A 12,842-nucleotide genomic window follows, 5' to 3' on the forward strand; every position below is an offset into this window, starting at 1 on the left:
ATTTATATGGCTAGTTTTCAATCATTTGGAGTACAAGGACAGCTGGAAGTCATCAAAAAAGCGCTTGATCACGCGCGAGTCGGTGTGGTAATTACAGATCCCGCACTTGAAGACAATCCTATTGTCTACGTCAACCAAGGCTTTGTTCAAATGACCGGCTATGAAGCTGAGGAGATTTTAGGAAAGAACTGCCGCTTCTTACAGGGAAAACACACAGACCCCGCTGAAGTAGACAACATCAGAACCGCGCTACAAAATAAAGAGCCGGTTACCGTTCAGATCCAAAACTACAAAAAAGACGGAACAATGTTCTGGAATGAATTAAATATTGATCCACTGGAGATTGAAGGCAAGACCTATTTTGTCGGTATTCAAAAAGACATCACCAAGCAAAAAGAGTATGAAAAGCTTCTCGAGGATTCCCTCACAGAAATTACTGCACTTTCAACGCCTATTGTCCCGATTCGCAACGGCATTTCGGCTCTTCCGCTGATCGGCAGCCTGACAGAGGAACGATTTAATTCCATCGTCTGCACATTGACGAATATCTTATCAACATCCAAGGATGATTATCTGATCATTGATTTATCAGGATTGGCACAAGTGAATGAACAAACTGCAGACCAGATTTTCAAGCTGAGCCATTTGCTGAAATTGACAGGAACCGAATTAATTATTACTGGCATTAAGCCCGAATTGGCTATGAAAATGAATAAACTCGATGCCAATTTTTCATCGCTAAAAACATATTCAAATGTAAAGGATGCCGTTAACGTGCTTCCGATCATGTAAAAAGATCCCGCTCATCCGGCGGGATCTTTTATTATGAAGAGATTGATGCTTGCCTATTTGTTTCTTTTGCCGGTTTTATCCGTTTGTCATATAAAAGCGTTGTGGCAATACTGATCAACAGCAAAACCAAAAGAGATAAAACAAGAGCCTGAATGCCGAAGTGATCGACAAGCAAACCGCCGAACAGCGGACCAATCATTCTCCCGCCTGTCGCCGCGCTGTTGACAAAGCCTTGATAAAATCCTTCTTTCCCTTTAGGGGCAAGCTGGTTGGCAATCGTTGGCACCGCAGGCCAGACAAGCATTTCCCCGATAGTCAGGATCACCATTGCAGCCAAAAACATCGGGAAGTGCTTTGCCGTCAGCAGCATGCTGAAGGATACAATAAAAATGATAAATCCGATGACCATTTGCGCTTTCAGCGACTCCGCCCATTTTTTCACCACAAAACTGACAAGCGGCTGGCCAAGCACAATTAAAATTCCGTTAACCGTCCACAGCACGCTGTATAAGGAAAGAGATATTCCAATGCTTTGTGTGTACGAAGCAATCGTGGTAGACCACTGAGAATAAGCGAGCCATCCAAGTACATAGCCACTGCATAATATGATGAGCGCGGCAAATTTTGCTTTGCTGTTTACAGCATCATAATCAAGCACAGACGTTTGAGACGCATCCTTCGTCTGAATATTTCGAAACCCGAAATATACGATAAAGAAAAAGATCAGATACAATACAGCATTCGCCAAAAATACATATGAAAACGAGAAAGACGCCACGACACCGCCAAGCGCTGATCCGACAGCCACACCAGCGTTTTGCGCGACATAAATCGCATTAAATGCCTTCCTTCCCCCTTCAGGCCACACTGATCCTGCCATTGCGTAGCTGGCCGGAAAAACAACACCGGAACCAAAGCCCACAATCGTCAGCAGCACAATATAGGCCGGCCAATCATGAAAAAAGACAAGACCCATCAGGCTTGCTAACGTAATCGCAATCCCAAGCATAATCGATTTAAAGCCGCCGATTTTATCAAACAAAACACCGCCGCATAAATTTCCGGCTACGCTGGCGCCTGAATTCAGCATGAGGACAAGCCCCGCTACTGTTAATGACTTTCCTAAATGATTATGGATATAAATCGTATTCAGCGGCCATAAAAAAGAAGCACCCGTCACATTAATAAACATTCCAATAATTAAAATTTTAAGAGCACGCGGCATACTAATCCCCCTTTCTTACCTAAAAAAGCTCATGAAAAAAACGAAACCTAAAACGGCTCCGTACGAATCCAGTTATCATAGCACATTCATTCTATCTGTCTATCTCACATTTTTCAACTGATGAGCGTGAAAAAATCTAACAAATATTGTTCATAAAATGTAAAATAAATAGAAAAAGGGGTAATTTTATGGAAATGGTATTAGCATTCTTAGGTTTTCTTGCATGTCTCATTTCGCTTGGCTATGGATTGTATCACCTCGTCAGATATGTGCTGAAAAAGGAAAAACGTTTCTCTAAGAGACTCTTTTGGCCGCTTTTCATAGGAGGTCTCGTGCTGCTCTTCACCGGAGCAGGATTGTCAGAACCTGATGCTGCTGCAGCAAATGCTGAGAAAAAATATTCAGCGCTAAACGCCGAATACAAAAGTCTCACAAAAGAGCATGAAGAACTTGAGAAAGAATATAAATCTGTCAGCTCTGAAGCAAAGAAATTGAAAGACAACACAGAAGATCAAGGCAAGCTTGAACAGCTTAAAAAAGAAAATAGCGAACTAAAAAAGACTCAGAAATCATTAAAAGCTGAGATGAAAGAGCTTCTAGAAAATCAAAAACAGCTCAAAGAAGATACAAAAACGGTAAAGGCTGAAAATAAAACACTCCAACAAGATAAAACAAAGCTTGAAAAACAATTAAAAGAGGCAAAAAGCCAAACTGCCAGTTCTCATGAAGACACTGGAGGTTCTTCCAGCAATACGAATAAAAGTGATGAAGCCAAAACAGCTGACACAGCAGAAGGCTGTAATATCAAAGGAAGCAAAAACGGCATCTACCACACGCCGGGCAGTACATACTATGACCGGACAACCGACCCGGCTGAAATGTTTTGCTCAGTAGAAGAAGCTGAAAACGCCGGTTATCGGGCGCCAAAACGATAAACAAAAAGCTCCAGAATCTCTGGAGCTTTTGCTGTTTTACAACGACGATTTAATAACCTTCTTATAATAAAGAACTGACAGAAAACCAAAAATGGAGTAGAGCGCAGTATATAACACCATCACCACTATCATCGGCGTCCACACCTCAGATCCGAATAAGAACCAGCCGGATTGGACGGCAAAGTAGCTGTGGAAGAGGCCGACAACCAGCGGAATGCCGAAGTTGTACATTTGTTTGATGCGTATCCCCTTTATCAGGTCGCTCTGCGTAAAACCGAGTTTTCTCAAAATCGTATAGTTCGGTTTTTCATCTTCACTTTCACCCATTTGTTTAAAATAAAGGATACATCCTGATGTAATCAGGAACGTTAATCCTAAGAAGCCGACGATGAACATAACGAGACCAAACAGTGATTTTTGCACGATGCTTGTATCCAGTCTTGATAAATGCTGATCTTTCTTGTTCACCTTTTGAAAAAGCTCATTTGCTTTTTCCAGCTGGTCTTCTTGTTTTACATTGATGCCGATAAATTCAGATTGCGCGAGCTGAATGCGGGGGTCTTTATCTTGGTTCAGCCGTTTATACAGGCTGTCATCCACTATAACTGTGGGCATTCCCCCGCTTGTGAACGTGTAGGATACAAGAAACTCATCTCTTAATCCTTTATAGTTTAATGGTTGCGTTTCATGCTTGCTGTTTACTTTAATGCTGCCGGAGTCTTTTAAAATCATTATTTTTTGCAGCAAGTCGGTATACCCTGAGAAAACCGCCTCTCCAGCCGCCACATCGACTCCTTTTACATTCTTGTCGCTGACAACGGCAAGCTGTAATTTGCTAGGATCGCCCTGCATTTCTTTCGGGTTTCCATCCATGATATGTGTGACATCAAAAGTTGCTTGCAGAACGGGAGTTTCTTTTTTTACATACGAAATGTTGCTTTCACTCAAACTGTTTTCAAATTGTTTGGCATCTTTCTCATTCATGAATGAAAAATCAGCCGCTACATTTTGTTCAGCAGTCTTTTCTGCAGAGTAATACGAAATATAAGCGAGCGATAACAGCCCGATGGCGAGCGCTGAAACGGTTGTAATAATCGTCAGCAGCAACGCATTTGATTTCATTCTGAACATGATCGATGACAGTGACAGGACCTCGGAAATATTTAAGTATCCGCCCTTGCTTTTTCGGATGATGTTCGAGATAAACGTAACCGATCCTTTATAGAAGAGAAACGTCCCGATAATGACGGTCCCCAGGATAAAACTCATCGCAGCAAACAGTTCATTAATGGTCTTAAATTTTCCGCCGAACAGCTCAGAGGACACATAGTATCCTGTCAAAATCAGCACGATGCCTAAAGCGCCGATCAGCATCTGGAAAAATGATATTCTCTTCACTTTATCTTCAGTGGAGGACGTCACTTTAAACAAAGATAAAATACTCTGGTTTTTGATAAACGTATAATTCATGATCATAATCAAAAGGTAAATGCCGCAGAACACAATGATCGTTTGGATCAAGGCTTGCCCGGAAAAATGCAGTTTCGCATCAGCTTCGACATCGACAATTTTGAACAAGATCATGAGCACAAGCTTTGATATTGAAAACCCGGCAAATACCCCGATGGCTAAAGAGCCGAAATACAGCATGATATTTTCTGCACTTAAGATGCGAAAGATTTTATGCTTCGTCATTCCGATTAATTGAAACAGCCCGATTTCTTTACTCCGTCTCTTAATAAAAATCGTATTGGCATATAAAATGAAGATCGCCACTACAGCCACAAGCAAAATCGAAGCGGTTTTAATAGCCGCGGCTCCCTTGATTGAAGCCTTCACTTCGTTAATCGCAGGGTCATATTGCAGTGTGACAAAGGCGAAATAAAGCGCCACGCTAAAGATTAGCGCAAACACATACAGATAGTAATTCCGAAGATTCTTTTTCAGATTTCGCAGGATGAGCTGATTAATGTTCATGCTGCACCCCGCCTAACACGCCTTGCGTTTTCATGATATCCTGGAAAAACGTCTGCCTGTCTTGGCCCCCTTTATTAAGCTGCGTATACATTAGCCCATCCTTAATAAAAATGACTCTGCCGCAGTAGCTGGCCGCGACAGGATCATGGGTGACCATAATAATCGTGGCGTTGCGTTTTTGATTGAGCTGGCTCAGCTTGTTTAATAGATCGGAGGCTGATTTCGAATCCAGCGCGCCGGTCGGTTCATCAGCGAAAATAATGCTCGGGTCATGAATAAACGCTCTCCCGGCCGATGTTCTCTGCTTCTGGCCGCCGGAAATTTCATTCGGGTACTTATCACGTAATTCATAAATTCCCAGTTCCTTTGCAACTTCCTCAAACTTGCGATTGGCTTCCTTTTTTGATATTTTCGTGATCGATAATGGCAGAAGGATATTCTCTTTTACTGTCAGTGTGTCTAACAAATTGTAATCTTGAAAGATAAAGCCTAAATGCTGTTTTCTAAATTCAGCCAGCTGCTTTTCCTTCATAGAAGTCATTTCGTTTCCGTTAATGTTGATCGTTCCGTGACTGACCTGATCAATCGAAGACAGTACGTTGAGCAAAGTGGTTTTGCCCGATCCGGAAGCACCCATAATACTGACGAATTCGCCCTTTTCAATGTGAATATCGATGCCCTTCAGCACTTCCTGTTTATTCAGCTTGTTTCCATAGCTTTTTCGAATTTTATTCGCTTCTAAAATCATCATTTCCGTAGTCTCCTTTATATTGGATAATGTTATTATAAAAAGGATTGCCGGGCTTTTCCTTCGATTAGGCGAACAAAAAAGAAAAGCATGTGACATTTTCGTCACACGCTTATGACACGTTCAAATTGATTCCGTTTTGGAAAGGTTAATGTAAAAACTGTCCCCGCTCCGAACTCCGAATGCACATCAATATGGATCAATAACGGCGCCGCGGCTTTTTTCGCCAAGTACAGCCCCATGCCAGTGGATGCTTGATCATGGTGGTCCGTTGTAGATGTAAAACCTTTATCAAAAATACGCGGCACATCTTTTTGATCAATGCCTCTGCCAAAGTCTTTCACTTCGAGGTGCGTCCGCTCCCCTTTTTGAAAGCTTTTGATCTCAATTTCAGAGGCTTCGCTGTATTTCACTGCGTTTGTCAGCAGCTGCCTGATGATAAATGCCAGCCATTTTGCATCGCTCAGCACCTCCTCAGCCTCCAGCTGAATATCAAAGCCAATCCCTTTTTGGATACACCACGATTGTAAATCTTTGATTTCCTTGAAGATCAAAGGCTGAAGCTGAATGAATTCTACAGACAGATCATTTTCAATAAATGACATGCGTTTTTGATGAAGCTGCTGATCAAGAAGCAGGTGAATACGGAGCCATTCATATGACAGCTGGGATTTCAAAGCTTGGTCTTCCATTCTATCAATGATTAAATGCATCGCTGTTAATGGGGTTTTGACCTCATGAATCCATGCCATCAGCTCATCTTTTTCATTTTCTAATGCCAAGCGATGCCGGTCTGCGGTTTGCTTCAAGTGTTCCGTTTGCCCGGTAATGCTTCTTTCAATCATTGATTCAAACGGCGTTTCCGGTTCACTTATCGCTGTCACATCAAGATTGTTCTCCCATGTTTTCAGGCTTTTATAAAACGCCGTTTCTTTCCGATAGCGGACCCAAAGGAATATCATAAAAAACAAGACACACAAATACACCATATAAAGAACATTTTCAAATGAAATGGAGGGATCAACAAAAGCAATGAGCAAAATCAAAACCTGCTGAAACAAAAACACGGCAATCCAGCTTCGCCTTTCAGTGAGGAATGCTTTAATCATAGAAATGATCCTCTTCCTTCGCTAGGTAGCCTTGGCCGACCTTCGTCTCGATATATGTGCCAAGCTGCAGGGCGTCCAGTTTTTTTCGCAGGCGATTGACATTGACGGTCAGCGTATTATCACTCACAAAACGCTCATCGTTCCACAAGCTTCTGATCAGCTCTTCCCGGCTGACGATCTTGTTTTTTTGTTCTATTAATTGTTTTAAAATAAACATTTCATTTTTAGTCAGTTCAACAGTGCCTTTGTCGTTGCTGACGAGGTTCTGCTCTGCGTCTATGGCAGCCCCGCACCACGTTTTGAGCGTGCTCGCCTCCGTATTATAATGATATACACGCCGGAAAATCGCTTGGATTTTCGCAATTAGCACATCAAAATGAAACGGCTTTTGAATAAAGTCATCTGCCCCGAGCTGCATGGACATCACCATATCGGCAGGATGATCTCGGGAGGATAAAAAGAGAATCGGTACATTTGACCGGGAGCGGATCAGCCGGCACCAATGAAATCCGTCAAATTTAGGAAGCTGGACATCAATAATGACACAATCAGGCTGAACCGCCGCAAATTCCTGCAGCACTTGACTGAAATCCTGAATGCCGTATACATCATAGGACCATCCCGTTAAACGATCCTTAATTTCATGAAACAGCGATTCATCATCTTCAATCAGCAAAAGTTTAAACAATTGACTCACCGCACTTTTTCCTTTTTTATCAAGTGTATAGCAAAACGCCATCATGCGCTATAGAGAAAGCCGGCTGTCTCAGCCGGCTCGTACGCATTATAATTCTCTTCTCAACGCTGTCAGTACGTTGGTTTTGGTTGCTTTTCGTGCCGGGTTCATTCCGGAAATCACCGCAACCCCTCCGCAAATCACAACGGCAATGATGACAAGGCTGACCGGGATGTAGGAGAATGTGTAATTCAAATCGCCCGCATCGCCCCCGCTTGTCGCCGCGAGAATCATTGGAACGGCCAAGTTAACAAGGTAGCTCACGCCATAAGAAATGATAATCCCAATCACACAGCCTAAAATCCCGATATACGCGCTTTCCATCAAGAACATTCGGCGAATAATAGACGGACTCGCTCCAATCGCTTTCATAATGCCGATCTCCTGCGTTCTTTCTGTAACCGCCATTGTCATCGTGTTAAAAATGCCGATTGCAGAGATAATAACAGCGATACATCCGACAAAGATCAAGCCGATTTTGAAGACCATGAAGAAGGTGTTGGCTCCCTCAAGCTCGGTAGTCACTGAAGTAACATAGTACCCGTCATCTGTTAGATCATTTGTCAGCTGTTCCACATTCTCAAATTTATCAGCAAAAACGCCGATGTTAGTCTCAACATTTCCGCCTTTAAAATCCAAAAATTCGGAAAAATCTTTTTTGAATTGATCACTGATGAAGATGTTTGAGTCCTCCATCCAATCTTGAGATGGTTTTTTTGTAATACCAACAATTTTAAAGTCATATGTTTTTGTTTTTTTAACATCCCCTGTTTTGGGATCTGTTTTTGATACACTTAATTCAATTGTTTTGTTCAGAATGTCTTTCGTATAGCCTTTTGGTTCTTTTATATCTTCTGGATTTCCTTTTGCTTCCTCAATTTTTTTGTTATATTCTTCCGATTCCTTTTTCGTCAATAATCTCTTTGCAAAGTCGTATCCTACTACGATTTCATTTTCCGACTTTGCGACTCTTCCCTTTTCCAATTCCATATTGGCCTTTAATTCATCACTCATATTAGTAAAGATGAGATTAGAGCTTTCATTTGTACGATTGCCTAAAGTTGCTTTGTTTGGTTCATACACTTGCGTTCTTTCTACAACTGACCTTACATGATCATACTTCTCTAAATCAGCTTTTTTAATAGGCTTATCCCCTTCCTTGCCCATTACACTGACTTTAGTCACAACCTGCTGGCTCATCGTCATATCTGTGATTGTCTTTTGAATCCCGAATCCAACCGACGACAGCACAACCAAAAACGCACACGCCATTGTTGTCGCAAGAATTGTCATAAAGACGCGGAGTCTGTTTTTCTTCATATTTCTTCTGATAAAATGAACCTGATCCTTAAACCTCAACGGTAATTCCCCCTTTTAACACACCGTCATGAAGCTGAAATTTTGAATGTCCGATAGAAGCGACTTCATCATCGTGAGTAATGATCACAAATGTAATGCCACGTTCACGGTTCAGCTGCTTGATCAATTCCAGCACTTCCTGTTCCGTTTCTGAATCAAGGCTTCCCGTCGGCTCATCCGCTAAAATAATGGATGGGTTTAAAATCAATGCTCGCGCAATGCTGACACGCTGCTGCTGGCCGCCTGACAGTTCATTCGGATAATGAGCGGCGTGATTTTCCAGACCGACGCGTTTCAGCATGTCCTGCACCTTTTGCTTGCGCTCGGACGGTTTGATCCCTTTTAACGCCAGCGGCATTTCAACATTCTCATACGTTGTTAACCCTGGGATAAGCTGAAAGCTTTGAAAAATAAATCCGAAATGGTCAAGACGAAATTGTGCCCATTCCTTTTCATTAAAGCCCGTAACATCAGTGCCGTTAATGACAATCCGCCCTTTTGTCGGCGATATGTAGCCGGATATTAAATTCAAAAGCGTTGATTTTCCTGAGCCGCTTCGTCCGACGATACAGGCGATTTCCCCTTTCGCCACGCTTAATGAAACATCCTTCAAAACTGGAACTTCATTCTCACGGCCCTTTTTCCCGATCGTGAAAGAATGGTCGATATGCTGAACATCAATCATATGTTCTCTCTCCCTTATAAAAGTTTCGTTTTTTTATAAATCGCAAAATAACTGATGAAGAAACCGATCACAGCTCCTGCAGCCATGCCAATAAGATAGCCGGCAAAGCTCTCCGTTGCGGCAAATCCAAAGTAGCCAAAGCCCAAAATGCCAATGATGATGACAATCACTTGCACCGGACGATCCAACGCTTTCCACAAAAAGAAATATCCGTTTCGTTCATTTGACAGTTTGACGAAACTGATGTAGCCGATAATGTAGAACATGATACTCATCACAGCCGGAATCACTAAATATTTCGGTGAATCTTCAACCCAGTTTGGAATGACATATGTGATTGGAAATATATACTGCATCCATTCAGGTATAGGGTAATCTAAAAATGCTGCTCCGCCAAAAAGGATATCAATGTTGATTGCAGGCAGAGTAATAACTAAAAAAGGCAAGATGGTAACGGTAAATGAGACCAGCAGCTGTGCAAAAATATGGCCTGTCAAAGCTCCGCCAGCCATAACCAAAGAATAAGCCAGCATGCTGACGATAATCATTCCCAGGCTGTAGTTGTGAAAATAAACAGCCTGTTCAGGCTTCAAAAGCATTATCAGCAAAACAGATAAAACATAACCTATGAGTTGCGGTATCACAATCACCATTCCGCCGGTAAGGAACTTCGCATTAAATATCTGCCCTCGTGTATAAGGAAGGCTCAATGTAAAATCAAACAAGCCCTTGCTTCGTTCAATCCCAAGCTGGCTGACCGCCAAAACAACACCCCAAATCCAAAACAGTGAGATAAATGTGCCGTTTAAATAGTTAATCGTAAATACGCAGGTTCCGACCCACTCGTTCTGATTAGCCACGCAGCCTTGATATGAGATGTACGTATTTAAAACAGTAAAAGGATTGCTAAGCATAAATACCAAAAAAATCATGATTAGCAGAGCTTTATTTTGCTTCCACTCTTTATAAAACAGCCCAAAATCCGGCACATCACTTCCCTCCAAACCGAAAGTATTTCTTAATGTTTCGTTTTCTTATAAATAGAGAAGTAGCTCACAAAGAATCCAGCCACTGCTCCAATGATCATACCCAAAATATAACCAATAATGGAATGTCCAGAGTAATATCCAAATAACCCAAATCCAAGAATTCCGAAAGCTATGACAAGGATTTGTACCGGACGATCTAATTTGTTCCATAAGAAAAAGTGTCCGTTTCGCTCACTTGGAAGCTTTTTGAAGCCTATTAATCCAATTAAGTAAAAAAGAATGCTCATTACGGCTGGAATCAATAAAAGATATTTACTGTTAGTCAGCCATTCATTTACAACGTAACTAATCGGTACTAGATACGATAAATTGCTTGCCAGAGAGAAATAATTCTCAGGTGAAGGAAACAATTCCCACATACTCACACCAAAAACAACTTCAAAGTTTCCAACCGGCAATGCAACAATTAAATACGGCAATATGCCGGCAGAAAGAGCAGTTAATAGCTGGGCAAAAGAATTTCCAGTTAACGCTCCGGCGGCCATCACGAGTGAAAAAGCCATAAAACTAATCACGATTACTCCAACGCTGCTGTGCTCAAAATAGTAAACGTGTTCAGGGCTATAAACAAGAATTAGCAGCCATGCAAGTAAAAAGCCAATCAATTGTGACAGCACAATCACAAAACCGCCTAACCAAAATTTCGTCTGAAAAATTTGGCTTCTGTTATATGGAAGGCTTAATATAAAATCCATCGTGCCTTTCGAACGTTCCATTCCCAGGAAGCAGACCGCCAAAATGACACCCGGCACCCAGTTGATATCTATCAGATTGCTTATGGAATAATTCACAATAAAATCACAATATTGCGGGTCTTGGCGATCAAGACATCCTTGATAAGTCAAATACGTATTAACGATAGAAAGCGGATTTGCCAGCACTAAAAACACAATACTTAACAAAAGCACCACTTGATTCTGCTTCCACTCTCGATAGAGGAGGCCTCGGTCTACCATCTCCGCTTCCCTCCAAACTTCGCAATGAACACTTCTTCCAAGTTGACAGGAAGCTCATTCCACACTTTTGGCTTCAGCTCTCTTAAAAAGCTCTTGTTCTCTTGGTCGCTTTTCGGAATCAGCACCGTATAGAACACGCCGGCCTGATCGAGCATCGGAATGTTTTGCTCTCTGATGGCCAAATTGACATCTGTATCAAACGCCATTTGAATTTTGATGTATTCTTCTTTTAGCTCATCAAGATCCATCACATTCGTCAGCCTGTTATCTTCGAGAAAACCGATTCGGTTGCACATCCGCTCTATGTCCTCAAGCCGGTGGGAGGTGATCAGAATGCTCGTATCACGCTCTGCCACTTCATCGACCATGAGCTGCAGTACATCATGCCTTGTCACCGCGTCTATTCCATCCGTCGGCTCATCAAGGAGAATCAGCGCCGGTCTCGCTGCAAACGACAGAACGAGTGACAGCTGTTTTTTCAAACCTGTCGACAGCTCGCGGTATTTTTTCGTTTCTGGAATTTCGTATCTGTTCATCAGCTCATTTGCGTACGTGACATCAAATTTCGGATACATTCTTCTCAGGATATCGACAAGCTGCTTGTATGTATACTTATCATAAAAAGGATTCTGAACAGGCATGTAGATGATATTCTGTTTCACCTTCGGATGCTTTTTAATTTCTACGCCGTCAAATAAAATCGTTCCGCTGTCGGCGAAAATGATTTGCTGGATTAAGCGGAGCATCGTCGTTTTGCCTGATCCATTGCGGCCGAGCAGTCCGAAGATTTCTCCTTTTTCAATTGTTAATGAAACATCTTTTAATACTTGATTGCCGTCTATCGTTTTTGACAGCTGCCGTAGTTCAATCATTTTCTGTGCCTCCTTTCACATCAGCGCTGATTTCCTTTATCCATTCTTGCAGTTTCTCCAGCTCAACCCCTGCATAGTGTGCATCGATGATGAGCTGTTTGAGTTGCTCTTTAATCATCGTCATCTTCCCTTCAACCAGTGTCGTTTTTGCATTCTCCGATATATAGGTCCCTCTGCCCCGAAGCGTTTCAATAATCCCCTCTCGTTCAAGCTCTTTGTACGCTTTGCTGACAGTATTCGGATTCGCAATAATGATCGTCGCCAATTCTCTGACAGAAGGAAGCTTATCACCAGGCTTCATGATCCCTTTCAAACAAAGCTCTTTCATTTGCTGAATAATTTGTTCGTAAATGGGTGTTGAGCTTCTTGGATCGATTTGAATCATTTACTTCCCTACTT

General features: G+C 42.1%; 13 protein-coding genes. 2 read left to right on the forward strand and 11 right to left on the reverse strand.

The window, feature by feature from the left end; translation table 11 throughout:
* Window positions 1-6: 6 nt before the first annotated feature.
* On the forward strand, window positions 7-792 hold the full coding sequence (gene ytvA / locus M1M80_RS15685; RefSeq protein WP_003238003.1) for a YtvA family blue-light photoreceptor: 786 nt from the start codon (window positions 7-9) through the stop codon (window positions 790-792).
* A gap of 31 nt (window positions 793-823) precedes the next feature.
* Here ytvA and M1M80_RS15690 read toward each other — a convergent pair whose 3' ends face one another.
* Complete coding sequence (locus tag M1M80_RS15690) at window positions 824-2,017, reverse strand: MDR family MFS transporter (RefSeq protein ID WP_003238004.1); 1,194 nt, start codon at window positions 2,015-2,017, stop codon at window positions 824-826.
* Window positions 2,018-2,205: 188 nt separating this feature from the next.
* Between M1M80_RS15690 and M1M80_RS15695 the strand changes: the two genes are divergently transcribed.
* Window positions 2,206-2,952 carry an LMBR1 domain-containing protein gene (locus M1M80_RS15695; RefSeq protein WP_060399320.1) on the forward strand — a complete coding sequence of 249 codons (747 nt, stop codon included), beginning with the start codon at window positions 2,206-2,208 and terminating at the stop codon, window positions 2,950-2,952.
* A gap of 36 nt (window positions 2,953-2,988) precedes the next feature.
* On the opposite strand, the gene bceB is transcribed toward M1M80_RS15695, so the two are convergent.
* The 10 genes from bceB to ytrA form a co-directional block, all read right to left on the reverse strand.
* Window positions 2,989-4,929 carry a bacitracin ABC transporter permease BceB gene (bceB, locus tag M1M80_RS15700; RefSeq protein WP_060399321.1) on the reverse strand — a complete coding sequence of 647 codons (1,941 nt, stop codon included), beginning with the start codon at window positions 4,927-4,929 and terminating at the stop codon, window positions 2,989-2,991.
* Window positions 4,919-5,680, reverse strand: a complete 762-nt coding sequence (gene bceA / locus M1M80_RS15705) for a bacitracin ABC transporter ATP-binding protein BceA (RefSeq protein WP_060399322.1) — start codon at window positions 5,678-5,680, stop codon at window positions 4,919-4,921. The genes bceB and bceA overlap by 11 nt, the downstream gene beginning before the upstream one ends.
* Before the next feature lie 101 nt (window positions 5,681-5,781).
* A complete protein-coding gene (locus tag M1M80_RS15710; RefSeq protein ID WP_060399323.1) occupies window positions 5,782-6,786 on the reverse strand; it encodes a HAMP domain-containing histidine kinase in 1,005 nt (334 codons plus the stop codon).
* The gene (bceR, locus tag M1M80_RS15715; protein WP_060400052.1) at window positions 6,779-7,474 is read right to left on the reverse strand and encodes a two-component response regulator BceR; all 696 of its coding nucleotides are present in this window, start codon (window positions 7,472-7,474) and stop codon (window positions 6,779-6,781) included. Before bceR ends, M1M80_RS15710 begins: the two co-directional genes overlap by 8 nt.
* Window positions 7,475-7,570: 96 nt before the next feature.
* A complete protein-coding gene (gene ytrF, locus M1M80_RS15720) occupies window positions 7,571-8,881 on the reverse strand; it encodes an ABC transporter permease YtrF (RefSeq protein ID WP_060399324.1) in 1,311 nt (436 codons plus the stop codon).
* Window positions 8,871-9,566: an ABC transporter ATP-binding protein YtrE gene (gene ytrE / locus M1M80_RS15725; protein ID WP_060399325.1), complete on the reverse strand. Its 696-nt coding sequence runs from the start codon at window positions 9,564-9,566 to the stop codon at window positions 8,871-8,873. Before ytrE ends, ytrF begins: the two co-directional genes overlap by 11 nt.
* A gap of 14 nt (window positions 9,567-9,580) precedes the next feature.
* Window positions 9,581-10,555, reverse strand: a complete 975-nt coding sequence (locus M1M80_RS15730) for a cation-translocating P-type ATPase (protein WP_060399326.1) — start codon at window positions 10,553-10,555, stop codon at window positions 9,581-9,583.
* A 29-nt stretch (window positions 10,556-10,584) separates the two neighbouring features.
* The gene (gene ytrC / locus M1M80_RS15735; protein ID WP_060399327.1) at window positions 10,585-11,571 is read right to left on the reverse strand and encodes an ABC transporter permease YtrC; all 987 of its coding nucleotides are present in this window, start codon (window positions 11,569-11,571) and stop codon (window positions 10,585-10,587) included.
* Window positions 11,565-12,443, reverse strand: coding sequence for an ABC transporter ATP-binding protein YtrB (ytrB, locus tag M1M80_RS15740; protein WP_060399328.1), 879 nt, complete (start codon window positions 12,441-12,443; stop codon window positions 11,565-11,567). The genes ytrC and ytrB overlap by 7 nt, the downstream gene beginning before the upstream one ends.
* Window positions 12,436-12,828, reverse strand: a complete 393-nt coding sequence (gene ytrA / locus M1M80_RS15745; RefSeq protein ID WP_060399329.1) for a GntR family transcriptional regulator YtrA — start codon at window positions 12,826-12,828, stop codon at window positions 12,436-12,438. The genes ytrB and ytrA overlap by 8 nt, the downstream gene beginning before the upstream one ends.
* Between the last annotated feature and the right edge of the window lie 14 nt (window positions 12,829-12,842).

Source organism: Bacillus inaquosorum, assembly GCF_023238325.1.
GTDB classification, from domain to species: domain Bacteria; phylum Bacillota; class Bacilli; order Bacillales; family Bacillaceae; genus Bacillus; species Bacillus inaquosorum.

Bases quoted from the DNA above. Each gene is read 5' to 3' on its own strand.
- ytvA (WP_003238003.1), top strand. From the start codon at position 7: ATGGCTAGTTTTCAATCATTTGGAGTACAAGGACAGCTGGAAGTCATC.
- M1M80_RS15690 (WP_003238004.1), bottom strand. From the start codon at position 2,017: ATGCCGCGTGCTCTTAAAATTTTAATTATTGGAATGTTTATTAATGTG.
- M1M80_RS15695 (WP_060399320.1), top strand. From the start codon at position 2,206: ATGGAAATGGTATTAGCATTCTTAGGTTTTCTTGCATGTCTCATTTCG.
- bceB (WP_060399321.1), bottom strand. From the start codon at position 4,929: ATGAACATTAATCAGCTCATCCTGCGAAATCTGAAAAAGAATCTTCGG.
- bceA (WP_060399322.1), bottom strand. From the start codon at position 5,680: ATGATGATTTTAGAAGCGAATAAAATTCGAAAAAGCTATGGAAACAAG.
- M1M80_RS15710 (WP_060399323.1), bottom strand. From the start codon at position 6,786: ATGATTAAAGCATTCCTCACTGAAAGGCGAAGCTGGATTGCCGTGTTT.
- ytrE (WP_060399325.1), bottom strand. From the start codon at position 9,566: ATGATTGATGTTCAGCATATCGACCATTCTTTCACGATCGGGAAAAAG.
- ytrC (WP_060399327.1), bottom strand. From the start codon at position 11,571: ATGGTAGACCGAGGCCTCCTCTATCGAGAGTGGAAGCAGAATCAAGTG.
- ytrB (WP_060399328.1), bottom strand. From the start codon at position 12,443: ATGATTGAACTACGGCAGCTGTCAAAAACGATAGACGGCAATCAAGTA.
- ytrA (WP_060399329.1), bottom strand. From the start codon at position 12,828: ATGATTCAAATCGATCCAAGAAGCTCAACACCCATTTACGAACAAATT.